At 36.1% G+C, this 26,034-nt stretch carries 27 protein-coding genes and 1 pseudogene; 17 read left to right on the top strand and 11 right to left on the bottom strand.

Features of this window, described 5'->3' with window-relative positions; genetic code table 11:
- Positions 1-22: 22 nt before the first annotated feature.
- On the top strand, positions 23-709 hold the full coding sequence (hypB, locus tag IP358_RS05515; protein ID WP_040498529.1) for a hydrogenase nickel incorporation protein HypB: 687 nt from the start codon (positions 23-25) through the stop codon (positions 707-709).
- On the top strand, positions 687-959 hold the full coding sequence (locus IP358_RS05510) for a HypC/HybG/HupF family hydrogenase formation chaperone (RefSeq protein WP_006802588.1): 273 nt from the start codon (positions 687-689) through the stop codon (positions 957-959). Before hypB ends, IP358_RS05510 begins: the two co-directional genes overlap by 23 nt.
- A 29-nt stretch (positions 960-988) precedes the next feature.
- On the opposite strand, the gene IP358_RS05505 is transcribed toward IP358_RS05510, so the two are convergent.
- From IP358_RS05505 to IP358_RS05480, 6 genes and pseudogenes are all read right to left on the bottom strand, one after another.
- Positions 989-1,447, bottom strand: coding sequence for a CZB domain-containing protein (locus IP358_RS05505; protein ID WP_248613401.1), 459 nt, complete (start codon positions 1,445-1,447; stop codon positions 989-991).
- Positions 1,439-1,753 (bottom strand): annotated as a pseudogene (locus IP358_RS05500) (methyl-accepting chemotaxis protein); the annotation flags it as partial. The pseudogene IP358_RS05500 and the gene IP358_RS05505, both read right to left, overlap by 9 nt.
- Before the next feature lie 470 nt (positions 1,754-2,223).
- The gene (locus IP358_RS05495; RefSeq protein WP_006802586.1) at positions 2,224-2,997 is read right to left on the bottom strand and encodes an ABC transporter ATP-binding protein; all 774 of its coding nucleotides are present in this window, start codon (positions 2,995-2,997) and stop codon (positions 2,224-2,226) included.
- A 10-nt stretch (positions 2,998-3,007) separates the two neighbouring features.
- On the bottom strand, positions 3,008-4,036 hold the full coding sequence (locus IP358_RS05490; RefSeq protein WP_040498528.1) for a FecCD family ABC transporter permease: 1,029 nt from the start codon (positions 4,034-4,036) through the stop codon (positions 3,008-3,010).
- The gene (locus IP358_RS05485) at positions 4,026-5,213 is read right to left on the bottom strand and encodes an ABC transporter substrate-binding protein (RefSeq protein ID WP_040498526.1); all 1,188 of its coding nucleotides are present in this window, start codon (positions 5,211-5,213) and stop codon (positions 4,026-4,028) included. The genes IP358_RS05490 and IP358_RS05485 overlap by 11 nt, the downstream gene beginning before the upstream one ends.
- A gap of 13 nt (positions 5,214-5,226) precedes the next feature.
- Positions 5,227-5,658, bottom strand: a complete 432-nt coding sequence (locus tag IP358_RS05480) for an FmdE family protein (protein ID WP_006802583.1) — start codon at positions 5,656-5,658, stop codon at positions 5,227-5,229.
- Positions 5,659-5,934: 276 nt separating this feature from the next.
- On the opposite strand from IP358_RS05480, the gene IP358_RS05475 reads away from it, so the two are divergent.
- Positions 5,935-7,533, top strand: a complete 1,599-nt coding sequence (locus IP358_RS05475; RefSeq protein ID WP_006802582.1) for an inorganic phosphate transporter — start codon at positions 5,935-5,937, stop codon at positions 7,531-7,533.
- On the top strand, positions 7,533-8,225 hold the full coding sequence (locus tag IP358_RS05470; protein WP_040498524.1) for a metallophosphoesterase family protein: 693 nt from the start codon (positions 7,533-7,535) through the stop codon (positions 8,223-8,225). The genes IP358_RS05475 and IP358_RS05470 overlap by 1 nt, the downstream gene beginning before the upstream one ends.
- Here the strand turns inward: IP358_RS05470 and IP358_RS05465 are convergent.
- Together IP358_RS05465 and IP358_RS05460 are read right to left on the bottom strand one after the other, a co-directional pair.
- A complete protein-coding gene (locus IP358_RS05465) occupies positions 8,222-9,601 on the bottom strand; it encodes a nitrilase-related carbon-nitrogen hydrolase (RefSeq protein ID WP_248613388.1) in 1,380 nt (459 codons plus the stop codon). The two genes, IP358_RS05470 and IP358_RS05465, sit on opposite strands and share 4 nt — an antisense overlap.
- Positions 9,598-10,101, bottom strand: coding sequence for a YajQ family cyclic di-GMP-binding protein (locus IP358_RS05460; protein ID WP_006802579.1), 504 nt, complete (start codon positions 10,099-10,101; stop codon positions 9,598-9,600). Before IP358_RS05460 ends, IP358_RS05465 begins: the two co-directional genes overlap by 4 nt.
- 118 nt (positions 10,102-10,219) lie before the next feature.
- Here IP358_RS05460 and IP358_RS05455 point away from each other — a divergent pair, with 118 nt between their 5' ends.
- From IP358_RS05455 to IP358_RS05430, 6 genes are all read left to right on the top strand, one after another.
- Positions 10,220-10,762 carry a CvpA family protein gene (locus IP358_RS05455; protein WP_006802578.1) on the top strand — a complete coding sequence of 181 codons (543 nt, stop codon included), beginning with the start codon at positions 10,220-10,222 and terminating at the stop codon, positions 10,760-10,762.
- Positions 10,755-12,257, top strand: coding sequence for a lysine--tRNA ligase (lysS, locus tag IP358_RS05450; RefSeq protein WP_006802577.1), 1,503 nt, complete (start codon positions 10,755-10,757; stop codon positions 12,255-12,257). The genes IP358_RS05455 and lysS overlap by 8 nt, the downstream gene beginning before the upstream one ends.
- Positions 12,254-13,504, top strand: a complete 1,251-nt coding sequence (locus IP358_RS05445) for a serine hydroxymethyltransferase (RefSeq protein WP_006802576.1) — start codon at positions 12,254-12,256, stop codon at positions 13,502-13,504. The genes lysS and IP358_RS05445 overlap by 4 nt, the downstream gene beginning before the upstream one ends.
- Positions 13,505-13,516: 12 nt before the next feature.
- On the top strand, positions 13,517-14,062 hold the full coding sequence (locus IP358_RS05440) for a DUF1882 domain-containing protein (RefSeq protein WP_006802575.1): 546 nt from the start codon (positions 13,517-13,519) through the stop codon (positions 14,060-14,062).
- Positions 14,063-14,072: 10 nt separating this feature from the next.
- Positions 14,073-14,852, top strand: coding sequence for an SPOR domain-containing protein (locus IP358_RS05435; RefSeq protein ID WP_006802574.1), 780 nt, complete (start codon positions 14,073-14,075; stop codon positions 14,850-14,852).
- Between the two features lie 431 nt (positions 14,853-15,283).
- Complete coding sequence (locus IP358_RS05430; protein WP_006802573.1) at positions 15,284-16,636, top strand: methyl-accepting chemotaxis protein; 1,353 nt, start codon at positions 15,284-15,286, stop codon at positions 16,634-16,636.
- A 12-nt stretch (positions 16,637-16,648) separates the two neighbouring features.
- Here the strand turns inward: IP358_RS05430 and IP358_RS05425 are convergent, their stop codons facing one another.
- The 3 genes from IP358_RS05425 to IP358_RS05415 form a co-directional block, all read right to left on the bottom strand.
- The gene (locus tag IP358_RS05425) at positions 16,649-17,824 is read right to left on the bottom strand and encodes a replication-associated recombination protein A (protein WP_101357115.1); all 1,176 of its coding nucleotides are present in this window, start codon (positions 17,822-17,824) and stop codon (positions 16,649-16,651) included.
- Positions 17,825-17,904: 80 nt separating this feature from the next.
- A complete protein-coding gene (locus tag IP358_RS05420) occupies positions 17,905-18,552 on the bottom strand; it encodes an LOG family protein (protein WP_006802571.1) in 648 nt (215 codons plus the stop codon).
- A gap of 2 nt (positions 18,553-18,554) precedes the next feature.
- Positions 18,555-19,178, bottom strand: a complete 624-nt coding sequence (locus IP358_RS05415; protein ID WP_040498519.1) for a thiamine phosphate synthase — start codon at positions 19,176-19,178, stop codon at positions 18,555-18,557.
- 63 nt (positions 19,179-19,241) lie between these two features.
- Here IP358_RS05415 and hypF point away from each other — a divergent pair, with 63 nt between their 5' ends.
- From hypF to argJ, 7 genes are all read left to right on the top strand, one after another.
- On the top strand, positions 19,242-21,578 hold the full coding sequence (gene hypF / locus IP358_RS05410) for a carbamoyltransferase HypF (protein WP_006802569.1): 2,337 nt from the start codon (positions 19,242-19,244) through the stop codon (positions 21,576-21,578).
- A 99-nt stretch (positions 21,579-21,677) separates the two neighbouring features.
- On the top strand, positions 21,678-22,232 hold the full coding sequence (gene maf, locus IP358_RS05405) for a septum formation inhibitor Maf (protein WP_006802568.1): 555 nt from the start codon (positions 21,678-21,680) through the stop codon (positions 22,230-22,232).
- 1 nt (position 22,233) lies between these two features.
- Positions 22,234-22,437, top strand: a complete 204-nt coding sequence (gene ccoS, locus IP358_RS05400; RefSeq protein ID WP_006802567.1) for a cbb3-type cytochrome oxidase assembly protein CcoS — start codon at positions 22,234-22,236, stop codon at positions 22,435-22,437.
- Positions 22,421-23,380, top strand: a complete 960-nt coding sequence (locus IP358_RS05395) for an NAD(P)-binding domain-containing protein (protein WP_006802566.1) — start codon at positions 22,421-22,423, stop codon at positions 23,378-23,380. The genes ccoS and IP358_RS05395 overlap by 17 nt, the downstream gene beginning before the upstream one ends.
- Positions 23,381-23,448: 68 nt before the next feature.
- Complete coding sequence (rpmB, locus tag IP358_RS05390) at positions 23,449-23,637, top strand: 50S ribosomal protein L28 (protein ID WP_006802565.1); 189 nt, start codon at positions 23,449-23,451, stop codon at positions 23,635-23,637.
- Positions 23,638-23,656: 19 nt separating this feature from the next.
- Positions 23,657-24,787, top strand: a complete 1,131-nt coding sequence (locus tag IP358_RS05385; protein ID WP_006802564.1) for a potassium channel family protein — start codon at positions 23,657-23,659, stop codon at positions 24,785-24,787.
- The gene (argJ, locus tag IP358_RS05380) at positions 24,780-25,970 is read left to right on the top strand and encodes a bifunctional glutamate N-acetyltransferase/amino-acid acetyltransferase ArgJ (protein ID WP_006802563.1); all 1,191 of its coding nucleotides are present in this window, start codon (positions 24,780-24,782) and stop codon (positions 25,968-25,970) included. Before IP358_RS05385 ends, argJ begins: the two co-directional genes overlap by 8 nt.
- The last annotated feature ends 64 nt before the right edge of the window (positions 25,971-26,034 follow it).

Below are 26,034 nucleotides of genomic sequence, written 5' to 3'. Positions count from 1 at the left end.
AATTTTTGCTAAGGAAATAGCGATGAAAAACTCTATAAAAAGCATAGAAGTTGGGCAGAGGATTCTTTCTAAAAATGATAAAGTGGCAATGGAGTTGCGCGAGATTTACAAAAAGGATTCCGTTTTTGTGGTAAATCTTATGAGTTCCCCAGGAAGTGGCAAAACAACGCTATTAGAGCATATCGCAAAAGAGAAGTTGTTAGGCTTTAGCGTGGTGGAAGGGGATTTGCAAACAAATCGTGATGCGGAGCGTTTAGCACGCTTTGGGGTAAATGCTTATCAAATTACCACAGGAGAAGCTTGCCATTTAGAAGCTTTAATGATTAAAGACGCACTTGAAAAATTGCGCAATCAAGGAGATTTGAAAGAGTTTATGTTTATTGAAAATGTGGGAAATCTTGTTTGTCCTGCAAGCTATGATTTAGGGGCAAATATGAATATTGTTTTGCTGTCCACTCCAGAAGGCGATGATAAGGTGCTAAAATACCCTACAATGTTTTTGTGCGCTGATGCGGTGGTGATTTCTAAAGCGGATTTAATAGAAATTTTTAACTTTAAGATAGAGCGCGTTAGAGAGGATTTAGCAAAACTTAAAAAAGAGATTCCATTGTTTTTGCTATCCTCCAAAAACAAGGAATCTTTGAAGAAATTCTGCGCATTTTTACAGCAAAAAAAGGAGCAAAATTATGTGTCTAGCCATACCTTCTAAAGTGATTTCTGTTGATAAAGAAAATAATATGGTAATGCTTGATACACTTGGTGTTATGCGTGAAGCAAGTTTGGATTTAATGCAAGAAGAAGTTAATATTGGAGATTATGTGCTTTTGCATATTGGCTATGTGATGGGAAAGATTGATGAAGAGCAAGCAAAGCTATCACTAGAAACTTATGCGGAGATTTTAGAATCCATTGAAGCAGAGGAAGCGGAGCTAAAAAGTGCTAATGGTAGCAAGATTTAAAAGTTGGAATTCCAAAAAGGAATCCATTTTTAAGAGAGGGAAGAGAGTTTTTCTTGTACTAGATTATCTAAGCATAAGACAACACCATCGCTTGCCTCTTCAGCTTTTTTGAAGTAATCATAGATTTGATCTAGGCAGTCGCGTGTGTTTCCATGTTGTTTTAAGATCTCGTGTGCAGCAACAATATTATCATGCACTTCTTTGTGGAATGGCTCTAATTTCGCGTAGCTTGGAAGCATTGAAAAGAATTGCTTTCCATTTCCGCTATCATACCATTTACCTAAACGACAATCGTGATGTCCTACAAATTTCGCCTCTAAATCCTCATTGAAAATTGCACGATAGCCATTTGTTTTGAAAAGTAAATGATCAAGTTTTACAAGTCCTATAAATGTTGTAACAAGAATTTGGTAAGTATCATTATAGATTTCATCAGCAGAACAATTAATTTTTTCTAGCGTATCATTTTGTGCACCAAGAGTTTCCATATCTTTGATAATATGTTCTGTGGAAGTCTGCACTTCAGAGAAATTTTGCTTGACTACTTGTATGTTCATTTCAATTTCTTTTGTAGCTTTTTGTGTGCGCTCTGCTAGTTTTCTTACTTCATCTGCAACGACTGCAAATCCTCTTCCGTGTTCCCCAGCTCTTGCTGCTTCAATGGCGGCATTTAATGCTAGCAAGTTTGTTTGATCAGAAATATCTGTAATTAATGCAATAACACCAGAAATTGCTGTAAAATCATTTTGTACTTGTGTAATCATATCGCCAAATTCAGAAAGTCTAGCTCCCATACTAGAAAGCCCCTCTACTAAGGTGTTTTGTGTTTCTGAAGTATTTTGTTTGTTTTCTTCAGCAATTCTTCTTGCGTTATACAGCAAATCAATGGATTTACCAAAATCGTCTTGTAAGACTTTAAGATTAACACCACAGCCTTTAGCTAAAGAAAGTGTCATATTTCTAAAAGTTCCAATGCAGTCTCCTGTATCAGAGTTTTGAGTTTGAGTTGCTTGCAATGCTTCTTCAAGAGACTTATTTTTTTCTGTCATTTCTTGCAATTTTGCTTTTAAGAGTTTATTTTCCTCTAAAGTGCGTTGCAATTGTTCTTTGTATTTGTTGCCAAACATTATGGTATCCTTGTAAGGTTAAGGTTTTTGTTTTTTTAAGTGAGAGAAAATTATACCACTTATTTTTTTTTTTTTTCTTTAAAATTGTGAAAGTCTTAGTTTTTATATGGAGAGATTGGAAGTGTAAGTTTTGTGTTTTAAAAGTTAGAATCCAAAATGGGTTGGATTATGCTTTTATCATTGACTTTTGAGATAGAGTATTTGCTGTTATAGATTTCTTTTAAGAGTTTTGGGGTGATAATGGATTCTGTTTTTCCAGAAGCGATAATTTCACCATTTTTTAGCACAAGTGTGTGGCTGGCAAACCAAAGTAAGTGGTTAGGATCGTGGCTGCAAGCAATAACAAGTTTACCAAACTTTGCGACTTTTTTTAAGATTTTCCAAATGGAGATTTGATTGTGAAAATCTAACGCACTTGTTGGTTCATCTAGTATCATTATTGGTGCATTTTGTGCTAGGGCGCGCGCGATTAGTGTGAGTTGGCGTTGTCCTCCACTTAATGAAGTAACAGGGCGTTCGGCAATATCTAGGATTTCTAAAAGTTCCATTGCATTATAAGCTGCGTCAAAATCTTCTTTTTTAAGTCCAAAGATTCCTCCCATATGTGGGGATCTTCCCATTAAAACAATCTCTTTGACGCTAAAAGGAAAAGGAGGCTTGTGTTCTTGTGGAACATAAGCAATTAGTTTTGCCATTTTTGAAGTGGTTAGAGAGTGGTAGTTTTCTCCATTTATTAAAATATTACAAGATGAGGGCTGAAGTAAAGCCATTATACATTTTAAAAAGGTTGTCTTTCCGCTACCATTTGGTCCCATTAATCCCCAAAGTTCGCCTTTTTGTGCGTTAAAGGATAGATTTTTTAAAATGTGGTTGTTTTCATAATAAAAACTTAAATTTTCAATCTTTAGCATTTTGTGTTCTCTATGTAAATAAACGCCCACTTTTTGCGCGTAAAATCCAAATCAAAAAGGGCGCACCGATGATTGAAGTTATGATTCCAATAGGAATTTCTCCAGTGGTGAGCGTTCTTGCAATTGTGTCACAAATAAGCAAATAAATTGCACCACAAAGTGAGGCAATAGGAATCACAAAGCGGTTATCAGGTCCTACAAGCAATCTTGCGGCGTGTGGCATCATTAAGCCTACCCAAGCGATAATTCCCACACTTGAGACACAAATTGCCGTCATTAAAGTTGCGGTTATAATAAAGAGTGTTTTGTATTTATCAGGGTTGATACCTAGGCTTTTAGATTCTTCATCGCCAATAGATAACAAGTTAAGCTTCCAAGCAAAAATCCAAGCCACAATAAAACAAAATAAAATCACAATGGTATTAATAGAAATATCACTCCAGCTAGCGTGGTAAAGTCCGCCCATCATCCAAAATGTAATTTCTCTTAGTTGTGTATCTTCTGAGAGATATTTAATAATAGAAACAAGCGCGGAAAACACAGAACCTATAATTACACCAGATAGCACGAGCCCCACGGTGTTTATCTCGCTTTTTTGGCGTGCAAGCGTGTAGGCAATTACCACCGCAAGAAGTGCGAAAAGGAAGGCGGAAATTTGCGTGGGCAAAAAGAGTGCTGGAAAAACAATAGCAAGAGCAGCACCAAAGCTAGCCCCAGATGACGCCCCTAAAATAAATGGTTCTACAATGGGGTTTCTAAAGCAACTTTGATAAAGCGCACCGGCAGTTGCTAGGGCAATCCCAGCTAAAATTGCCATTAAAATGCGTGGTAGGCGCATATTCCACACAATTGCCATATCACGCGGAGAGATGGAATCTAAATGATAACCTGTAAGTTTAAACAAAATAATATCTAAAACAACTTTTAAGGATAGCTCAGAATTCCCGGAAGTGATTGCAAAAAACATTGCCACGCATAATATTCCAAGAAGTATTAGTATAATGATTTTGCGGACATCACCTAGCGGGTTAAAAATCATTTTCCACAGTCCAATCAAGTAGTTGTTCGCTTCTTAAGGCTTTTGCAGTGTTTTCATTAACGCCATACACATCTTGGTAAAACTTGAGCGCAAAACTATGCACTTTAATATCTTTAAACAAATTAGGGTAAGTTGCTTTTGCAATAATTAAAATATCAAGGGGATATTCCACGCGTCTAGAGCAATTCATTGGAGTCCAAGGAAGCGCATAAACGCGCTTGTTTTTAATAGCTTTTAACTCTTTTAAGTTTTGATAATAAGGCGCGCTTAATAGTTCGTTTGCTGGGTGATAGCCATTTTGTGTTGGGAGCAAAATCACATCAGGGTCAATTGCATACACTTGCTCCCCGCTTAAAATAATATTGTTGCCTTTGCCACGGAATGCGTTTTTAGCATTTGTGATATTTTCTATAATATAAGATTCAGGAGTTGTGATACCAGATGCCATTCCTGAGCCACCTTGCTTTCTAGCGGCGGAATTTAAACCAAAATAAAGCACGCTTGGCTTGTCTTTGTCTTGGATATTTTTTGTTCTCTCACGCACAAGCAGTTCTGTGGAGTGAAGGTAGTCATAAAGCTTGAGTGCTTTCTCTCTTTGCTTAAACACATCGCCAATAATGCGCATTTCTTCTTGCATTGTGTTAAGTTCCGCCTTACCATAATAAGTTGGGGAATATAGCACAACAAGTGGAATTTCAAGGGATTCTATCATTGCGATGGTTTTTTCTAGCGCCTTTGGATCACCGCCCCTAAAGTATGATCCACCAGAAATTGTGCAATCGCCCACTCTTAAAATTACAACCTGTGGATTTGCCTTTGCAAGTGTTTCGTAATTGATAATATCGCCTTGTGGGGAATTAAAGCAAGGTAAATCATTTAGCCAAGGGTGTAAATACTTCATTGTATGTAAGCCCCTAGTAGTGTAAGGTTTGCCATCAACGCTTTCAAAAGAATATTTATAATCACGCTTCATTGACCAAGAGCCAATGGCATTGATTTTATCCACTACGCCTAAATGTGTCATCACACCTTCTATAAAGCCATCGCTAATTGTGGCGACACGCTCTAGGTTATCTGGAATCTCTATTTGCTTACCACGCATATCTGTAATTGTATGTGAGTGGGCAATCAATGCGCTAAAAATCATTGCAATAAGAAGTTTGAGAAAAATTTGCATTTTGGAATCCTTTTTATAAATTTTGGCAGGTTTTACAAATTTGCTCTCCATTTTTTGAAATAAGCGTATTTTTTGCGGTTTGCTCTCCACAAATTGCACAAGGAATCGCATCATAAAGTCGTGCTTTTTGAGGGAAATCACTAATTGTTTCTTTGATGAGAAACAAATCTTTTGGTTCTTTAGATAGGATATAGGCTAGTTTTTCTTCTTTGCTAGAGAATTGTGTGGAGTCGCAAAACACAAAGCGTGCCTTTTTACCATTTCTTCTATTATAAATATTAAAGGCGTGCTTGCCTAAGTAATTGATATGTAGAGAGCCTGTGCCTAGAGTAGCTTTTAAAATTACTTGAATGGCATCAACTCCACAAGCGTCTGTTTCAGATAAACACACAATATCTTCATCATCTATTAAATCATCAATTTCTAAGACTTCCTTTGCAAGCAAGGCAGCTTGATAACCTATGGCAAGTCCGGGGCATTTATGTCCGTGAAATAGGGCTGTTTTCTCCCAAAGTGCTGTTTCTATGTTTAATCCTTTTTTGAAACGATTGCAAATTGTAATGCGATTTTTAGAAAAGTTACCTTAAGTGGCAATTAATATTATTTACTTCTGCTAATTGATAATATTAAAGGGATATTAAATTAAAGTAAAAGTAGAATTAGAGATTCTTAATAATATATTCTGTTTAATATATTTTAAGAAAATAAAGGGAGAGATCAAATGAAAGATTTTTTACAATATGATGAAAGTTGGCTTAGAATAAACAAGGATGATTTGCGAAAAATTGGGGTTATTATCACTTTTGTGTTGGCAATTATTTCAATGGTAATGCTTGCAAGCGATGATGTAACAAAACCGCTTTTATTAGGATTTGCAGCAATTGTTGGTGGTTATATGGCGCTTAATATTGGCGCAAATGATGTGGCAAATAATGTAGGACCAGCAGTAGGCTCAAAGGCTCTTACAATGACAGGTGCTATTGTGATTGCTGCTGTGTGTGAGATTTCTGGGGCATTAATTGCTGGAGGTGAAGTTGTAGATACAGTGCGTTCTGGCATTATTTCAATGGATTCCATAGGAGATGCAAGGACATTTGTAACATTAATGTTAGCAGCATTAATTTCTGGGGCAATTTGGCTACATGCTGCAACAGCAATTGGTGCACCTGTTTCTACAACGCATTCTATTGTAGGTGGAATTTTGGGAGCTGGAATTGCTGCAGGGGGATTTGGCGTGGCAAATTGGGAGGAGCTTGGTAGAATTGCGGCAAGTTGGGTGATTTCTCCAGTAAGTGGAGGAGTTATTGCAGCATTGTTATTATTTTTTATTAAAAATGCAATCACTTATAAACAAGATAAAAAAGCTGCCGCAAGGCGCATTGTGCCTTATCTTATTGCGTTTATGACTTGGGCGTTTAGCTTGTATTTGATTGGCAAGGGGCTTAAGAAGATTATTAAACTAGAGCCGATTGTGGCGTTTGGTATTAGTGTTGGAATCGCAATTATTGTATTTTTTGCAGTTAAGCCTATAATTAATAAAACATTAGAAAAGCTGGAGAATAAAAAAGAAGAAATTAATAAGCTTTTTACGATTCCATTAATCTTTGCTGCGGCACTTTTGAGTTTTGCTCACGGTGCAAATGATGTGGCAAACGCGATTGGTCCATTGGCGGCAATTAATGATGCACTAAAGGAAAGCTTTGTGATGGGTGAAAAGGCTAGTGTGCCTTTTTGGATTATGCTCTTAGGTGGGCTTGGAATTTCTATTGGGCTGGCACTCTATGGACCAAAGCTAATTCGCACTGTGGGAAGTGAGATAACAGAGCTTGATCAAATTCGTGCATTTTGTATTGCGATGAGTGCTGCATTAACAGTGCTTATTGCAAGTGAGCTTGGAATGCCTGTAAGTTCTACGCATATTGCTGTTGGTGCGGTGTTTGGTGTGGGGTTTTTAAGAGAATATCTAAAAAAACGCTATAAAGAAATGGAGCTTAAGATTTTAGAATCGCACAAAGGGGAAAATGCGGAGATGGTAAAGTTATTTTTGGAGCGATTCCGTAAATCATCTGTGCGCAAAAAAGCTGCTATGATTAAAAGTATTGATCGCAAAAAAGAGAAAAAAGAAGCAAAGGTAATAGAAGATAAAGCAATTCCAGAGTTTAAGAAAAAAGATCAAAAGCAGCTAAAAAAAGTGTATCAAGAAGAGCTTGTTAAACGATCTGCAATTAATAAAATTCTTGCAGCATGGCTAATCACTGTCCCTGTTTCTGCGGTATTTGGTGCGGTGTGTTACTTTATTCTTGTCGCTATTGGGATGTAATGGAGATTAATTTAGATTATAATCGCCCCTTGTATATCATTGGTGATATACACGGTTGCTATAAGACTTTGTGCGCACTTATTGAAAAATTGCCTTATAAAGAAGATTCACAAATAATTTTTGTAGGGGATTTGGTGGATAGAGGGGCAGAATCTTTTGGGGTTGTGGAGTTTGTTAAGAATGGAAAGTATCCTTGCGTGCTTGGAAATCATGAAGAATTAATGCTTGAGTATTATGAATATGCGATACCACAAAATGATGGAGTTTGGATGGTAAATGGCGGGCGTGAAACTATACAAAGTTACGCAAATGATGGGAAAGTAGAACATTTAAAGGAACATTTGGAGTTTTTTAGAAGTTTGCCATATTGCTTGGAATTTGATTATAAAGACGAGTTAGGGCGGAATCTTTTTGTAACGCATGGCTTTGGATTACCTTTTTATGGCAGGGAGATTTCATCTAAACTTTGCTGGAGTAGGCTTAGAAATCATAATGTAATAGAATATACAGGAAGGGAAACTTCTGTTTTTAATGTTTTTGGACACGATGTACAAAAAGATGGTGTGTTTTTAGCTAAAAATTTTGCTGCTATTGATACAGGTTGTGTGTATTATAAAAAGTTTGAAAATGCAGCACTTAGCGCGCTAGAGTGGCCCAGCAAACGCGTGATTTCTCAAAAATATTGTGGTTAGTGGAGTGTGAAATCTTCTGAAGCGTTGCTGGAGTGGTAGATTGTGGTGTTGTGGTTTTTAGAAAAATAGAGCATTAGAAGTTTTTGTAAGGTTGGTTCAATGCTTGGCACAAACCATGCATTGTTGCTAATGGCGATAAGATTGCTAGGGGAGTTTGCGTAAAATTCATCTCTTGTTGCTTCATAGCAAATGGCAATTTGGAATTTTTGGTTTTTAATCCAAGCAAAATTAGGTGCTATAAAATCTTGTGCTATAAAATCTTGTGCGCCATCAAAAAAAAATGCATTCATCCACTTTGCAATAAAGTTTGGCAAAGGAATCTTCTCTCCAAAAGGCACTAAGATTAGTTTGTGAAAGACTTGCATCTCTCCATTTTGAAACAAATACGCACTGTTAAAAAAGCGTGGCTTTTCTTGTATGGAGTCTTGAAAAATTGCTCCGGTTAAAATTGCGATTTCTTTACTCTCTTCTTTTAATTTTTCTAAAAGTGCGGATTGTAGGTTTAGGCTTAGTGGAAAGGCTGTTTCTGGTAAAATAACAAGGTCGTAGCCTGCATTTTTAGCTTTTAAAATTGTTTCAAAATTTTGTGTGAGAATGTTTGGCATTTGGTTTGTTTGCCAGCGTTCATCTTGAGGGACTTCAAAATGTGTAGTTTTGATTCTTAATGGCATTATGTTTGAATCTTTTTTGATTTCTGTATTGTGTGGGAGCAAAAGAGCAAAAGAGCAAAGCCAAATTAGGCTTGTTTTGTAGAGTTTTTTGGCCAAAAATGCGCTTAAAATAAGTATTGAACAAAGAAGCAAAAAAAGTGTGAATTTAGAAGGAAAAAAGTAGCTTTTAGTTAAAATAACTTCTGGGATAAACCAATTAAAGCCAAAGGGGTGGATAAAACTTGATAAAGTAAGTGCTACAAGGCGATAAAAAGGGCTTGAAAAAAAACAAAAGAGATAAAAAAGCGCGCCATACACTACAAAAAATACAATCCAAACAAGTGGAATTAAATGTGATAAGTCATAAAATCTAAAGCTAAATCCTACCCAATAAAACCATAAAATCCCTAAAATTCCTCCACAAACAAACGCTCCTAAACGAGAGAGTTTAAAATACAAAAATAATCCAAGAATCGCAAAAAGAGTGGAGTAAAGTGGGAAGTTTTTATTGTCTAAAAAATGCTCTAAATAAATAAACGCACTTAAAAACAATGCGCATAAAATGCCCGCTAGGATTCCATGAAGCCTATTTGCTAGCACTTTTTGGCCTAAAATTGCTCTAAAAAATCCCACTTGTATTTTGGATTCCAACTTTTGATTTATGGAATCTTTTTTGTGTTTGGATTGCGTAATCTTAAGGTCTGTGGAGATACATTTTGTGCTCACGCGAAGTTTCCAAAACTTAATGCAACTTCTAATTCCATTTTGCGTAAATGTGCAATAACTTTTTGTAATTCATCAATATCCTTTGCTTTAACTCGGATTTCACTACCTTGGATTTGTGTGCTGACTTTAAATTTTTCGTTTTTGATTGCTGTATTGATTGTTTTTGCACTTTTATCGTCCAAAGCATCATTGAGTTTGTAGGTGATTTTAGTGTTGCCGCCACTTACTGATTCTTCTTTTAGCTCTTTTAGGATCTTTAAAGAGAGATTGCGTTTAATGAGTTTAGAGTCTAGAATATCTTTAATTGTCTTTGCCTTATTTGTGCTTGTGGCTAAAATACTTAAAACTTTGTCTTTTTCGTTGAAGTTTAACTCTTTTGCCTTGTCGTCTTTAAAGTCGAAGCGGTTATTAATCTCTTTTTTTGCTTGCTCTAGTGCGTTTTTAAACTCTTGAATATCTATTTTTGCTGAAATGTCAAAACTATGCTCTTTTGCTGCCATTTTTGTCCTTTTTTCAAAAAATCTTAAAAATTATGTGCAAAAACATTGTAGCATAAATTTTTATTTTATTTTGGTTTGTGTAAAATAAGCATTTATTTATTTCTATATAAGGTGTATAATGGATTTTAGTTGGTTTGATGCTGTAGTTGGAATCTTAATTTTACTGCTTGCGATACGGGGTGTAATTAATGGGTTTGTTCGGGAGTTTTTAGGGCTTGTTGGAATCGTTGGTGGGGTATATGTGGCTTCTGTGTATGCGGAGAGTGTTGGGAGTTGGATTAGTGCAAATGTGTATGCCTTTAAAAATCCTTCAGCGATAACACTTATTGGCTTTTTGGTGTTACTTGTTGGGATTTGGGTGATTGCATTATTAATTGCTGAAGTACTACAAAAATTAATCAATCTAAGTGCATTAGGTGTTGTAAATCGGTTGCTAGGCTTTGCTTTTGGGGCTTTAAAGGTTTTTATGGTGTTTGCAATCATTATTGCAGCACTTACAAATATTCAATTTGCAAGAAGTTTTATTGAAAGAAAAACGCAAAATAGTTATTTATATCCTATGTTAAAAAGCACGGGAGAGACTATTATTAAGCTTGATTTTGTGCAAGATACAAAGCCTGTATTAGAAAAATTAGACAAAATAGGAAACGGCAATGTTTGAAAATGATATGTATGTGGCAGGACGCATTGCAAAAGCTGATGCGTTACGCCAGATAGGGATTAATCCTTATGGCAATGGAATTATAAAAGAAAGTAGCACACAAGAGTTTTTGCAAACTTTTAAAGATGTGCAAGACTTAGAAGAGAGAAAAGATACTAGTAAAAGCGCGCAAGTTGCAGGGAGAATTAAGTTTATCCGCTTAATGGGCAAGGCTGCGTTTATTAAGATTGAAGATTATAGTGGCGTGCTACAAGTGTATCTTTCTAAAAATGAATTAGATGAAAATTTTGAAGTGTTTAAAAAATATATTGAAGTGGGTGATATTGTGGTAGCAAAGGGCTTTCCTTTTGTAACTAAAACAGGAGAATTAAGCCTGCATGCTTTGGAATTTAAGATTCTCACTAAAGCCATTTCTCCATTACCTGAGAAATTTCACGGATTAGTGGATATTGAGTTGCGCTATCGTCAAAGATATTTGGATCTAATTATGAATAGCAAGGTGCGCGATAGTTTTATTTTACGCTCGCGCATTGTGTCTTGTGTGCGTAAATTCTTTGAATCTAAGGAATTTTTAGAAGTAGAAACGCCAATGATGCATCCCATTCCCGGTGGTGCTAATGCTAAACCCTTTGTAACCTATCACAATGCGCTCAATGTGGAACGCTACCTTAGAATTGCACCGGAACTTTATTTAAAAAGACTGATTGTTGGGGGATTTGAAGCGGTTTTTGAGATTAATCGTAATTTTAGAAATGAAGGAATGGATCACTCGCATAATCCGGAATTTACGATGATTGAATTTTACTGGGCGTATAAGGATTATAAGGATTTAATCGCATTAACTAAAGAATTATTTTATTTTTTATTAGAAATGCTAAAATTGCCTAAGCAATTAGAATTTAATGGTAAAAGCATTGATTTTAGCACATTTAGAGAAATTAGTTATGAAGATGCACTTGTCGAGATTGGTGGAATCCCTAGAGGGGTAGCAACAAATGAAAATGCATTGTATGAATATTTGTTGCAAAATAATGTAAAGTTGGAATCTAAAATGGAGCTAGGGAAGCTACAAAGTGAAGCATTTGACGCATTTGTAGAAGAAAAGTTGATTAATCCCACATTTATTACAGACTTTCCTATTGCTATTAGTCCTTTAGCAAGGCGCAATGATACAAATCCTTATATCGCGGATAGATTTGAGCTGTTTATTGGTGGAAGTGAGATTGCTAATGGTTTTAGTGAATTAAATGATCCGCTAGATCAACTAGAGCGTTTTAAGGCGCAAGTTGCCGCCAAAGAAGCGGGTGATGAGGAGGCACAATATATGGACGAGGATTATATCACCGCCCTTTCTTATGGTATGCCACCAACTGCCGGGGAAGGGATAGGGATTGATAGGCTTGTAATGCTATTAACAGGCAATATAAGCATTAAAGATGTGATTTTATTCCCCGCTTTAAAACCGCAGAAAAAAGAAATAAAGGAAGAAAAATGAATTATATTTTAGAGCAGACTGATCCAAAGATTTTAGAGTTAATCAATCAAGAGCTAGAGCGTCAAAATACGCATTTAGAGATGATTGCAAGTGAGAATTTTACTTTCCCTAGTGTAATGGAGGCAATGGGGAGTGTTTTAACAAATAAATATGCTGAAGGTTATCCTTATAAGCGTTATTATGGAGGTTGTGAGTTTGTAGATAAGATTGAAGAAATCGCAATCGAGAGAGCAAAAGAGCTTTTTGGTTGTGCTTTTGCAAATGTGCAACCCCACGCAGGAAGTCAAGCAAACACAGCGGTGTATTCTGCGCTTTTAAAACCTTATGATAAGATTTTAGGAATGGATTTAAGCCATGGAGGGCATTTGACACACGGAGCAAAGGTTAGCATTACAGGGCAAATGTATCAGAGCTTTTTTTATGGTGTAGAGCTCGATGGATATATTAATTATGATAAAGTTGCTGAAATTGCAAAAGTAGTGAAGCCAAATTTAATTGTGTGTGGGTTTAGTGCGTATTCTAGAGTGCTAGATTTTGCTAAGTTTAGAGAGATTGCCGATAGTGTAGGGGCAGTTTTAATGGCAGATGTTGCTCATATTGCAGGGCTTGTGGTAGCGGGTGAATATGCAAATCCTTTTCCTTATGCAGATGTAGTTACCACAACAACACATAAAACACTAAGAGGTCCTAGGGGTGGATTAATTTTGACTAATAACGAAGAATATGCAAAGAAAATTGATAAAGCAGTGTTTCCAGGAATGCAAGGGGGACCGCTAATGCATGTGATTGCAGGTAAGGCGGTAGGCTTTGGAGAGAATCTTAAGCCCTCTTGGAAGGGATACGCAAAACAAGTTAAGGCTAATGCAAAGACTTTGGCAAATGTGCTTATGCAAAGGGGATATAAAATTGTAAGTGATGGCACGGATAATCATTTGGTTTTATTGTCCTTTCTTGATAAAGAATTTAGCGGAAAAGAGGCAGATTTAGCCTTAGGAAATGCTGGGATTACTGTTAATAAAAACACTGTTCCAGGGGAGATTAGAAGTCCATTTGTAACAAGTGGTGTTAGAATTGGATCTCCAGCATTAACCGCTAGGGGTTTTAAAGAGAGAGAATTTGACATTGTGGCAAATAAAATCGCCGATGTATTAGATGATATTCAAAATACACAAAAGCAAGAAAAAATAAAAATGGAATTAAAGGAACTTGCGCTACAATTTCCAATTTACAATAAAGCAATTTTTTAAAGGAGTAATGCAGTGGTAACTGATATGGACTTAAAATTAATCAAAATGATCACTTCGCATTATTGGATTAAAGAGCATGGACTAGGTACGAAGATTCAGCACAATGGGAAAATCTTTTATGATAAGTTTAAGAAAGTAGATGAGCCCATTACTAGAAATCTTTTGCAAAGTCATTTTAAAAAGGAAATTACCATTGCTCACTCATTGATTAACGCACAAGATAAGGTGGAAAATATTGTGTTTGACTATAATGGATTTAATGCAGAGCGTTTTTGGCATAGAGCCCAGTTATTATTGCGAGAAGAGGGGTTTATTAATTTTACTGCTTATGAAACAAAGACGCCAGGGCATTTGCATTTGTATGTACATAAGGGACACACGACTTTTCAAGAAGCTTGTCAGTTGGCTAAAATGCTTGGTGCGAAACTTGCACAAAAAATGCCTACAGAGTGGAAGATGTTCCCATCTATTGATATTCCGCGTAGTTTTAATATTTTAGCGATTCCTTATGAGGTTTATCAGAAAGAACGCGGAGCATCTTGGTCAAGACATATGTAAAGGAGAAAAAATGACAGAATTAGAATCTAAAAAAGAGCAAAAAGAGCTAGAGTTAGATGATTTATTAATTAGCGGCAGTGATGATGCTGATGAATTGAAAGAAAGTGGCAGTAAGAAAATTATCCTGTTGAGTGCGATTGGCGTGCTATTATTTGCTGTTGTGATTTTGGTTGTGTATATGCTTCAAGGAGATTCTAAACAAGAAGAAGTGCAAATGGAGGCTCAAAAGCCATTAGAGCGTGTTGAACACCAAGCATCAAATTCGCAAGCATCAAATACCCAATCAAATGATTTTGGTCAAGAGCCAATTCAAGGAAGTGGAAATGCCGATGATCAATTCCAGAGAATTATTGAACAAATTAAGGCTGAACAAGCAAAGCAAGGTGGACAAAATCTTCCAAGTGCGCCAGAGTCAAAACCAATAGAATCTGCAATGCCAACAGCACCTACAAAACCGCAAGCTGTAAAACCTGAAACTCCAAAGATAGAATCCATTAAGCAAAATCCAGCAGATTCTTTTAAGAATGTCAAAGCAAGTGATCCGGCATTACAAGGCAGTGAAGCAACAAAAGGATTTTATGTGCAAGTGGGTTCTTTTAGTAAATTTTCACCTAATAAGCAGTTAATGGGGCTTATTGAAGCAGAAAAGTTAAGTTACAGAATGCAAAAGGCTGGGGATAATAATCGCTTGTTAATTGGTCCTTTTGCAAGTAAGCAAGAAGCACAAAATAAACTTGGTGAGATTAGAGAAAAAATTAATAAGGATGCTTTTATTAAGGAAATTAAATAAGTTGAAATGGAGTTGTGATATTTTAGCTGGATAAGGAGTTAGATTAGATTTTGTTCTGTAATATTTGCAGATTTAAAATAAATGCGGTTTAATTTTAGATTGCTTAGTCAAGTCAGAATTTTTGATTTTTAGATAAGGAGGTGAAATCTATGAAGTCGCTTAACACTAAGGTTATTGTTATAATATCTGTGATTGGTGCATTGCTAGTTGCGCTACTAATAGCAATTTCTATTTTCTTAAATCAAGTGAGTTCATCATTTGATGCTTATTCAGATTCTGTGCGCAAATACAATTATTTGGATGATGGCTTAATGGAAGGATTTCAGACAAGTGTCGCAATTAGGAATCTTAATATTTTTGGCTATGAAGAAACGGCTATTAAGAACCTTGAAAGAGCATTAAATAACTTTATTAGCAATACAGATAAATATGTGGAGGCGGTTGGAAAAAGAGAACAGTTTCAACAAATTGTGAATGCTTTTAGGGTGCAGAATGAAACTTTGCTTAAAAAGATAAAGGCTAATGTACCGATAGCAACGCAAGATATAAAAGACACAACAAAAATTTGGCGAGGACTTAAAGATGTATTTCAAAGTGAGATGGAGCTTACAGGCAAGATTTCAGAGCAAAGCAGAGCAGACTTTTTGGATTCTGTCAATGTTTTGTCTTTTTATTCAATCGCCATTATTGCTAGTATAGTTATTTTATCTAGTTTGATTTTGTGGTTTTCAAAGTCGTATCTTGTAAATTCCATAAGAGCAATAGAGTTTGGTTTAGTTGATTTCTTTGACTTTCTTAATCATAAAAATGATAATCCAAAAGCGATAGCTATTAAATCTAAAGATGAATTTGGGATTATGGCAAATTTAATTAATACAAATATTACAAATATTAAAGAAGGCTTAAAACAGGATAAAAAAGCACTTGATGAATCTTTTGTCAAGGCTACAGAAGTTGAAAATGGTAATCTAACAGCTAGAATTAATACGATTCCATCAAATCCAGGTTTGGAGCAACTGCGCAAAACCCTTAACCAAATGATTTCAGCACTTCAATCAAGGGTTGGGAGTGATATATGCATAATACAAGAAACATTTGATAGCTTTAAGGTGTTAGATTTTACTTCAAGAGTTCCAAACGCTAGCGGTGATGTGGAGATGATTACAAATTTGTTAGGCGATGAGATTACAAAAATGTTAAAGAGTAATTTAGAGCAGGCAAATTTGCTTCAAAGTAAGGCAAATAATCTAAAAGATTATGTGCAGACATTAAATGCAAGTGCGAATTCTCAAGCCGCTTCTGTTCAAGAGAGTGCAGCAGCAGTTGAACATATGAGTAGTTCAATGAGCAATATAAACGATAAAGCAAGTGAAGTTATTAGACAAAGTGAAGATATTAAAAACATTATTAATATTATTAGAGATATTGCGGAGCAGACAAACTTACTAGCACTAAATGCTGCCATTGAGGCAGCAAGAGCGGGAGAGCATGGCAGGGGGTTTGCAGTCGTTGCAGATGAAGTGAGAAAGCTTGCAGAACGCACAGAAAAATCTTTAACAGAGATTGAAGCAAATGTTAATATCTTATCGCAAGGCATTAGTGAGATGAGTGAGGGAATTAGCGAACAAACACAAGCAATTAGTCAAATTAATCAAGCAATTGCAAATGTTGATGAACAAACACAGCAAAATCTATCGGTTGCTCAGAATTCTCATCAAATTACAATGGAGCTTGAAACAATTGTAAGTCAAATTGTAAATGAAGTAAATAAAAAAAGATTTTAAGTAGAAATTTATTTAATTATTCCTGTTTGTGATTCCTTTAATTTTATCTAGCCATTCTTTTAGGGTTTTTTCAAAACCCTTGGGAAGCCATTTAACAAATTTTAGTTCTTTGTCTAAATAGTTTTGTTTTACATAACCACCAAAGTCGTGAGGGTAGAGATAGTCTCTGTGAAATTGTTTGATGTGTGGCGGAATTGTGATGTTTGGGTGTTTTTCTACATAATCTAAGGCGGTATTGATTGCTAGATACGCGCAATTTGACTTAGGGCTTGCACAAAGGTAAATCACGCATTGACTAAGAATAATCCTAGCTTCTGGGTAGCCGATTTTTGCAACGCTTTGCATTGTGGAATTTGCTAGATTTAGTGCATTTGGATTTGCATTGCCGATGTCTTCGCTAGCTAAAATTACAAGCCTTCTTGCGATAAATTCTGGATTTTCTCCTCCTTGGATTAAGCAAGCAAGATAATAAATTGCCGCATTTTCATCACTTCCGCGGATACTTTTAATCATTGCTGAGGTTAAATCGTAATGCGTATCTAGTTCACTTGTGCCGCTTAATGAAGTTTTGCGCAAGGATTTTAGTAATTCTACATTGAGTGGTAATTGCGTGCTTTGTGCGCAATCTAGCAAGTTTAGCATAGCCCTTGCATCGCCTCCACTTGTGCTTATAAGAAACTCTTGTACTTCCTTTTCTAGAGCAAAAGGCTCTAAAATTTGCTCTAAATCTTGTTTGTTTAAGGGCTTAAATTCAAACACCATGGAGCGCGAACGAATTGCTTGAGTAAGTGCGAAATAAGGATTTTCTGTAGAAGCTCCCAAGATTAAAGCAATGTGATTTTCCATAATAGGAAGCAATAATTCTTGCTGTGATTTATTGAGTCTATGCACTTCATCAATGAAAATTATGGGCTTTTGCAAGGTATTTTGATAGTTTTTAAGGATATTGCGTAAATCTTCTGTTTTAAAATTTGTCGCATTTAGGGAGTAAAAGGGATAATCCATAGTCTTAGCAATGAGCATTGCGGCACTTGTTTTACCACTTCCGGGAGGTCCGAAGAAGAAGGAATGTGGAATCTTTTTGTTTAAAATTAAACGCATAAATGGTGCGTTTTCCCCAAAAAGATGTGTTTGTCCGATGAATTGCTGAAAGTTTTTAGGTCTTTTATTGTATGCTAAGTCTTTCATTTTTTCTCACTTTAAGGATGTGTATATGGCAAAGTTTCTTCCATTGCTTTTAGGTATATTTGCTGCATTTATGGTGCTTTTTATGATGTATGGAGTAGGGAATCCGATTTTTTAAATCGTTTTAAAATCTCTAAGACTTCATTTGGGGAATCAGCTATGGTAAGAAGTTCTAACTCAGCCTTTGTAATGGAAGCTTTCTTTAAAGGCGTGGTTTCTAGCCAAGTTAAAAATCCGCTCCAGTAATCTTTTCCATAAAGAATAATTGGAATCTTTTTTTGCTTGCCTGTAGAGATTTGCACCAAAACCTCACTTAGTTCATCAAGTGTACCATAGCCGCCCATTGCCACAATAAAAGCTGTAGAATTGTAGCTAAAAACAAGTTTTCTGCTAAAGAAGTTTTGAAATTCTAAGGGAATTTCAACATATGGGTTCATTTTTTGTTCAAGTGGGAGTTGTATATTTAGTCCAATGGAAAAGATGGAATCACTTTTGGATTCTTGCTTGTATTGTATTAATCCGCGATTTGCTGCTTCCATAATCCCAGGTCCGCCTCCTGTCATAATGGAATAATTGTGTGAAGCTAATGTATATGCAAGCTCTTGAGTGCTGATATAAGCTTGATGTTTGGAATCTACACGCGCTCCGCCAAAGATTGTGATGATGTTTTTGAGTTTTTCTAAAGTTTGTAAGACTTGAGTAATTTCTTGTCTTAATGCATCTAAATCCATTGTTATCCTTGTTTAAAGTTTTTTAGAAGTTCTTTGACATTGCTTGGAATGTCATTTTGCCAAATACTACTAATACAGGCTGCCATTTGAGCGTTTTTTAGTTGTGCAATATTGTCTTTTTGGATGCCACCTATGGCACACATTGGAATGTTTAGTGGTTTGGCTTGCGTGAAAATATCAAGTGGAATCGTTTTTGCGCTGGGTTTAGTAGTGGATTTAAAACACGATCCAAAGGCGATATAATCTGCGCCTATAAGCTTTGCGTTTTTAGCTAAAGTTAAATCACCATAACAAGAGATTCCTAAGATTCCTTGAAATTTAGTGCGGATTTGTCTGAGTTCATCAAGGTTATAGGGGGTATTATCTTGTTTTTTGCCGATGTGTAAGCCTTGAGTTTGCAAGGATATTGCAAGTTCTATGCGATCATTTAGGATAAAGGGTATTTGATGCAAGTGGCAAAGATCCATTAAAGGCAGGCACAAGGGGGCTAGGGTGGAATCTGGAGTGTTTTTATCGCGGAGTTGAAAAAGTGTGATTCCACCTCTGATTGCTTGTTTTAGCATATCTTTTAGAGCGTGGTAGGGGGTTAACCTTGTGTCGCTGATGGCGTAGATTCCGTGAAACATTTGGTAAATCCTAATCAAAAATATTTTAAAATTTTATACTTTAATCTATAAAGAGAGTTTGAAATGTTAAAGGATTTGTGTGTAACTTATGCGTTAGAAGGCGTTGTGCAGGGCGTTGGATTCCGTCCTTTTGTGTATAAAATTGCTAAGAAATGTGGGATTGTTGGTTATGTGCGCAACACAACTTCTGGCGTAACAATCTTAGCACAAGGCACAAATGAGGCGTTAGAATGCTTTGAGAAGGCTTTACAAACTCCGCCTAAGGTTGCAAAAATCACAAAAATCACTAAAACAGAGAGTAAAAAGACGGAATCTTTTTTGGATTTTAAGATTTTACAAAGTACGCAAGAGAGTGCTTTAAATGCGGTTGTCCCAGCGGATATTGCGTTGTGTAAAGAATGCTTAGAAGAAATGTGGAATCCTAAAAATCGTCGCTTTCATTATCCCTTTATTAGTTGCACAAATTGTGGAGGGAGATATAGCTTAATTCACGCTTTACCTTATGATAGAAAAAGCACGGCAATGGCGCAATTTAGAATGTGTAAAGAGTGTTTAGAAGAATATGAAAATCCTGACTCTAGGCGGTTTCATTCTGAAATTAATTGCTGTGAGAAATGTGGTCCAAAACTTTTTTTTACAGGGAATTTGGGCTTTTTTAAGGAATTAGAGATTTCACAGAGTGATTTTGCTTTGTGTCAAAAATTTATAAAAGAATTTACTCAAAATCCATTAGATAAAGCTGTGGAATTTTTAAAACAAGGAAAAATTTTAGCCGTTAAAGGAATTGGCGGTTACGCACTTGTGTGTAATGGCTTAAACACAGAAGCAATTATGGTATTAAGAATGCGCAAAAATCGTCCTAGAAAGCCTTTTGCTTTAATGTGTAAAGACTTAAAAATGGCAGAATCTTATGTGCATTTAAGCGCATTTCAAAAGGAGATTTTAGATTCAAACATTGCTCCAATTTTATTGTGTGATTTTAAGGATAAATCTCCTTTGCCGCACTCTGTTATCGCCCCAAACCTTGAAACTTTAGGAGTGATTTTACCCTATGCGCCCTTGCATTATTTGCTTTTTGAAGCCATTGATTTTCCATTGATTTTTACAAGTGCAAATTTAAGTGGAGAGCCGATTATTAAGGATTTTTCTGGAATTGTAGAGAATTTAGGGGATGTGTGTGATGGCGTGCTGTTGTATGATAGAGAGATTTTAAATCCTATTGATGATAGTTTGGTTCGCACAATTTTATACAATGGTAAGGAGCAAATGCAAGTTTTACGCCGTGCTCGTGGATTTTTATGCGATTTAAATCTGCCTTTTAAAAGCAAGCAAGATTTTCTAGCACTAGGAGCGCAACAAAAGGCAACTTTTTGCCTAAAAACACAAGATAGAGTTCTACTTAGTCCGCATTTAGGGGATTTAGATAGCGTTGCAAGTGTGGAGAATTTTTTAAACACGCAAAAGCTTTTTATTGAGCGATACCAAAGCGCGCTTAAGGATTTTGTGCTAGATTTGCATCCAAATTACACACAAAGGGAGTTTATTGAAGGTTCAAATAAAGCGCAGCGTGTGCAACACCACTTCGCACATCTGCTCTCAAACATTACTGAAAATGAGATTAATGAGCCTGTGCTTGGCGTGATTTTTGATGGCACAGGATATGGGGAGAATGGTAAAATTTGGGGAGGCGAGTTTTTAAGTTGGAATCCAAAAATGCCCTTAGAGTTTAAACGCGTGGCGCATTTTGATGATTTTACGCTTTTAGGGGGAGAAAAGGCGATTAAAGAGATTAAGCGACTTGGGTTATCTTTAGTTTTTGAGAGCTTTAAGGAAGGGCATAAAGAGCTTGATTTACCTTTGTTTAGGGAGTTTTCAAAAGAGCATTTAGAGATTTTTTATAACCTAAAAGAAAGCGCAAAAGTGCTTTGTAATAGCGCGGGTAGGCTTTTTGATGGTGTTAGTGCATTGTGTGGGGTGTGTTTGCAAGCAAGTTATGAGGGGGAAGGTGGAATGGTGCTAGAATCCCTTGCATTAAAGGCTTTTAAAAAGTTGGAATCCCAAAATTTAGGTGCGTATTCTTATGAAATTAAAGAAGGAGTGATAAATTATCAGCCGATGATTAGAGGGATTTGCAAAGAGTTAGAGTTGGGCGTAGAAGCGTGCGAGATTGCATTACGATTTCATATTACTCTTGCTAGCGTGATTGCAAAAGTCGCAGAAGATTACCCTTGTGTTGCGCTAAGTGGTGGGTGCTTTCAAAACGCGCTTCTAACGCAACTTACTTTAGAAAAGCTTAAAGGTAAAAAGGTATATCTTAATAAAAAAATCCCTTGCAATGATGGCGGAATTAGCATTGGACAGGCGTATTTTATGGATTTTATATTGAGAAGTGAGAATTAAGATGATTAGTAGATGGGCTATATTTATAGAAGCATTATCATTTTTAATATTAAACAAGCTATAATGCTAGCTTAAATTACTTAAGTTTAAAGGGAGTTTATGTTGCGCTTATGCTCAACTTCTAAGGTGCGTCAAGAGATTTTAAGAAACTTTGGAATCCCTTTTATTGTAAGTGATAATGGTTTTGATGAAGAAATTTTAGAATTAAAGACTAAATCACCAAGAGATTTCGCTTATATGGCAGCTCTTGGTAAATACCAAAGTGCATTAGAGCGTTATGGGTTAGAGATTCCTCTACTTATTGTAGATAGCGTTGTTAGCTGTGATGGAGTTTTGCAACGCAAGGCTAAAAGTGAAGCAGAAGCATTGGAGTTTTTAAAGGCGCAAAGTGGAGGAGTTTTAAGTGTGTTAAGTTGTGCGATTTTGCACTCTGAAGCGTTCTATTGTATAGATTTAAGTGCCACACACTATGTGTTGGATCATTTTAATAAAGAAGTAATGGAATCATATTTGCAAAGTGGGCTTTGGCGGGGCAAGGCTGGGGCTGTAATGGTGGAAGGATTTCATAAAAACTTCATAAAACAACAAATTGGTTCAACGCACAATGCAATGGGGTTGCAAATTGAAGTCTTATTACCATTTTTAAAGGATTAAAATGAATACTACAATGGTTGCAGTGATGCTTGCGACTTCTATTGTGATTGGATTAATTGGGCTTATTGCATTTTTGTGGGGTTTGAAAAATGGGCAGTTTGATGATGAGAAGAAAATGATGCAAGGCGTTTTGTTTGATAGCGAAGAAGACTTGCGCCATAGAGTAAATCAAGAAATAAAGGATAAAAATGAAAGAAATGTATGAAATAGCAATTATTGGTGGTGGTCCGGGTGGAATTGCCTCGGCGGTGGAATCGCTGATTCTTGGAATTAAAGATGTGATTTTATTTGAAAAGGGTGAAGGGCATTCTACGACAATCCGTAAATTTTATAAAGATAAAAAGCGTGTAGATAAGGACTATAAAGGGCAAAAAATTGAATTAAACGGAAACATTTATTTTTGTGATGGAACAAAGGAAAGCACGCTAGATTTGTTTGATAAGATAATCCAAGAAAATGGTGTTGATGCAAGGTTTAAAACAGAGGTGGAATCCATTATTAAAGAGGGTGATTATTTTGTGATTCACACAACAAATAATCTTATAATAAAGGCAAAGTTTATCATTATCTCCATTGGTAAAATGGGACAACCAAATAAGCCTAGCTATCCAATTCCTAGCAGTATTAAATCGGTGGTAAATTTTAATGCAAATAGCTGTGTAGATGGGGAGAATATCCTAGTTGTTGGGGGCGGAAATTCCGCTGTGGAATATGCTTGTGTGTTAAGTGAAAATAGTCCTGTAACACTAAATTATCGTAGAAGTGAGTTTTCGCGCATTAATGAAACCAATCAAGAGAATTTAACACAATGCTTTGAGAGTGGCAAAATCACTCCAAAACTTGGCGTGGATATTGAGAGTTTAGAGGATGAAAATGGCAAGGTAAAAGTGAATTTTACAGATTCTACAAGCTTAGTATTTGATAGAGTAATTTATGCAATTGGCGGAATGGCACCAGTAGATTTTTTACGCAAATGTGGAATCGCACTTGATAGCGATGGTGTGCCAATAACTGATGAAAATCATCATAGCTCTGTTGAAGGAATCTATATTGCAGGGGATATTTTGTATAAAAATGGCGGTTCTATTGCAGCAGCGTTAAATCACGGATTCCATATTGTGCAAGAGATTAAAGAAAAGCTTGATTGATTTAAACTTTCTATTATCTAGCTTTAGATAGAATCACAAATTTTAAAGTAATATTTGAAGGATAAAAAATGGCAAGAAAATGTTTTTTTACAGGCAAAGGTCCAATGGTTGGCAATAATGTAAGCCACGCAAATAACAAGACAAAAAAGAGAACTTTGCCAAATTTAAGAACGGTAAGAATCAAGTTAGAAGATGGCAGAACAATGAAAGTTAGAATTGCTGCTTCTACGCTACGCACGATGAAGAAACGCTCTTAATCCTTGTTAGGGTTGGGCTGTGGCTTTTAATAAGCTCAAAAATTTTCTTCACTGGGAAGGAACACAAAAGCCAGATATTGATATGTCTGGGTTGCTCTATGAGCAATTAAAGCCTTTCCGAGCACCTTTTTTACTGCTTTTTGCAGGCTTACTTCTTAGCACATTAGGTTATGTTGTTGTTACAGATTATAGCTTAATTGATGCATTCTTTCAGGCTTCTTATACTTTTACAACAACAGGTTTTGGCGCATTAAAAGAAGATGAATTTGATGGGCTAGATGTGTTTTACACCGCTCTTGTAATGATGGCAGGTTCAGCGGTTCTTAGCTTTTGTGTAATTAGTGTGATTGATGTTTTAAATAGAGGTAAGCTTATTCCAATTATTAAGGAACGCAATATGATTTATAGAATTGCGCGTTTGAAAAACCATTTTATTATTTGTTATCATAACGAATACACAATCCAGCTCTCTCAGCAATTTAGAGAAGCGCATATTCCCTTTGTGGTGGTGGATAATAACGAAGCTTTAGAGGATATTGCGCAAAAATATCGCTACCCATTTTTTATCAATGAAGATCCGCATACGGAGATTGCAATGTTGAAATGCCATTTATCAAGCGCTAGAGGAGTTATTACGCTTTCAAATAGCATTGCAGATAATATCGCACAAATTGCTTCTGTGCGTTTGTATGAAAGAGAGCTTGGGAGAAAGCCTTATTTTATTATCGGTAATGCAAATACAAATGAAGATGAAGAAAAACTAAAAAAGCTAGGTGCAGATTGTGTGGTGTCACCTGCAAAACTCTTTGCGCAAAGAGTTAATGCAATGGCAACGCGTCCAGATATGGAGAATTTGCTAGAGCGATTTGCTTACCAAAAAGATACTCCGCTTGATTTAGAAGAAATCGTTGTGCCGCGTTATTCTTGGCTTGTTTTAAAGAAACTTAAAGAAGCGCATTTGCGTGAAATTACGCAAACTTCTGTTGTGGGGATTACACAAAAAGATGGGAAGTTTATTTCGATGCCAAATGGAGATGCTTTAGTAACAAGTGAGTGTAAATTACTAGTTATTGGAACTTCGCATGGAGTGCGTTTGATCAAACAATTAGTGTCTAAGAAAGACAAACCAGAGGAGTTAAAATATGTTTAGTGTGTTTCCAATTGATGGGGGTATTGTTGCGCCACAAGGGTTTTATTGTGATGGTGTGAGTGCGGGATTAAAGAAAGATTGTGGGCTTGATGTGGCATTTATTTATGCAGATTCTTTATGCGAAGTTGAAGGGGTTTTTACGCAAAATAAGTTTTGCGCAGCTCCGATTGTGCATTTTCAAAGCTATCCAAAGGATTTTAAGACAAATTTTGTGCTAATTAATGCCAAAAATGCAAACGCTCTAACAGGCAATGAAGGCATAGAGAATGTTAAAGAAGTGCTAGGGGAGCTACAAAGTCGCTTTAATGGAATCCAAAATCCCATTATGAGTTCTACTGGCGTAATTGGCGTGCAACTTCCTAAAGAAAAGATTGTAGCAAGTTTTAGTAAGTTTGATTTAAGTCAAAAAAATCATAAAAATGCTTCAAATGCAATTTTGACAACAGATAGGTTTGAGAAAACGATCGCTTTTGAAGTGGTGCTTGATGATAAAGCAAGCTTTAAAATTGGCGCAATGTGTAAGGGGGCTGGAATGATAAATCCAAGCCTTGCTACGATGCTGTGTTTTATTACAACTGATGCAGATGTTCCAAAAAGCGATATGAAAGAGTTACTTTTAAAGGCTGCAGATTCCACATTTAACGCCATTAGTGTAGATGGGGATACTTCCACAAATGATTCAATTCTACTTTTAAGCAATGGCAAAAGTGGTGCATATGAAAGGGAAGCATTTTTATTTGCGTTAGAAAAAGTTATGCATAAACTTGCTATGGATATTACACGCGATGGAGAGGGAGCTACAAAGCTTGTCGCTTTTGAAGTTAATGGAGCAAAGGATGATTTAGAGGCACAAAAATGCGCAAAGGCACTTAGCCAATCATTGCTTGTGAAAACTGCGCTTTTTGGTTGTGATCCAAATTGGGGGAGAATTGCTTCAACTATTGGCGCAAGTGGGATTTTTTGCGATTCAAAAAAGTTAGAAATTTATTTTGGTGATGTGTGTGTTTATAAAAAAGGTGTGATTTATTTTGATAAAGAGAATGAGCAAAAAGCTGCAGAGATTTTAAAGCAAGATTCCTTTAAAATTACTTGTGAGCTTGGGGTTGCTGAGGGTTCATTTACTGCTTATGGCTGCGATTTAGGCTATGAGTATGTAAAAATTAATGCAGATTATCGCACTTAAATTTTAAAAGAATTGCAAGAATTAAGGCAAGTTTGTCTATAATCCCGAGATTAATTTATCCAAA

Origin of the sequence: Helicobacter winghamensis ATCC BAA-430 (genome assembly GCF_028751035.1) — a bacterium.
In the GTDB taxonomy this organism is placed as follows: Bacteria; Campylobacterota; Campylobacteria; order Campylobacterales; family Helicobacteraceae; genus Helicobacter_D; species Helicobacter_D winghamensis.
This window is presented reverse-complemented; position numbering and strand designations above follow the sequence as displayed.

Coding starts and splice junctions, on each gene's coding strand:
- IP358_RS05420 (WP_006802571.1), bottom strand. CDS start 18,552: ATGGATTTAGATGCATTAAGACAAGAAATTACTCAAGTCTTACAAACT.
- IP358_RS05435 (WP_006802574.1), top strand. CDS start 14,073: ATGACAGAATTAGAATCTAAAAAAGAGCAAAAAGAGCTAGAGTTAGAT.
- rpmB (WP_006802565.1), top strand. CDS start 23,449: ATGGCAAGAAAATGTTTTTTTACAGGCAAAGGTCCAATGGTTGGCAAT.
- IP358_RS05475 (WP_006802582.1), top strand. CDS start 5,935: ATGAAAGATTTTTTACAATATGATGAAAGTTGGCTTAGAATAAACAAG.
- IP358_RS05460 (WP_006802579.1), bottom strand. CDS start 10,101: ATGGCAGCAAAAGAGCATAGTTTTGACATTTCAGCAAAAATAGATATT.
- argJ (WP_006802563.1), top strand. CDS start 24,780: ATGTTTAGTGTGTTTCCAATTGATGGGGGTATTGTTGCGCCACAAGGG.
- IP358_RS05485 (WP_040498526.1), bottom strand. CDS start 5,213: ATGCAAATTTTTCTCAAACTTCTTATTGCAATGATTTTTAGCGCATTG.
- IP358_RS05490 (WP_040498528.1), bottom strand. CDS start 4,036: ATGATTTTTAACCCGCTAGGTGATGTCCGCAAAATCATTATACTAATA.
- IP358_RS05425 (WP_101357115.1), bottom strand. CDS start 17,824: ATGAAAGACTTAGCATACAATAAAAGACCTAAAAACTTTCAGCAATTC.
- hypB (WP_040498529.1), top strand. CDS start 23: ATGAAAAACTCTATAAAAAGCATAGAAGTTGGGCAGAGGATTCTTTCT.
- IP358_RS05510 (WP_006802588.1), top strand. CDS start 687: ATGTGTCTAGCCATACCTTCTAAAGTGATTTCTGTTGATAAAGAAAAT.
- ccoS (WP_006802567.1), top strand. CDS start 22,234: ATGAATACTACAATGGTTGCAGTGATGCTTGCGACTTCTATTGTGATT.
- lysS (WP_006802577.1), top strand. CDS start 10,755: ATGTTTGAAAATGATATGTATGTGGCAGGACGCATTGCAAAAGCTGAT.
- IP358_RS05495 (WP_006802586.1), bottom strand. CDS start 2,997: ATGCTAAAGATTGAAAATTTAAGTTTTTATTATGAAAACAACCACATT.
- IP358_RS05395 (WP_006802566.1), top strand. CDS start 22,421: ATGAAAGAAATGTATGAAATAGCAATTATTGGTGGTGGTCCGGGTGGA.
- IP358_RS05415 (WP_040498519.1), bottom strand. CDS start 19,178: ATGTTTCACGGAATCTACGCCATCAGCGACACAAGGTTAACCCCCTAC.
- IP358_RS05505 (WP_248613401.1), bottom strand. CDS start 1,447: ATGGAAACTCTTGGTGCACAAAATGATACGCTAGAAAAAATTAATTGT.
- IP358_RS05470 (WP_040498524.1), top strand. CDS start 7,533: ATGGAGATTAATTTAGATTATAATCGCCCCTTGTATATCATTGGTGAT.
- IP358_RS05455 (WP_006802578.1), top strand. CDS start 10,220: ATGGATTTTAGTTGGTTTGATGCTGTAGTTGGAATCTTAATTTTACTG.
- maf (WP_006802568.1), top strand. CDS start 21,678: ATGTTGCGCTTATGCTCAACTTCTAAGGTGCGTCAAGAGATTTTAAGA.
- hypF (WP_006802569.1), top strand. CDS start 19,242: ATGTTAAAGGATTTGTGTGTAACTTATGCGTTAGAAGGCGTTGTGCAG.
- IP358_RS05445 (WP_006802576.1), top strand. CDS start 12,254: ATGAATTATATTTTAGAGCAGACTGATCCAAAGATTTTAGAGTTAATC.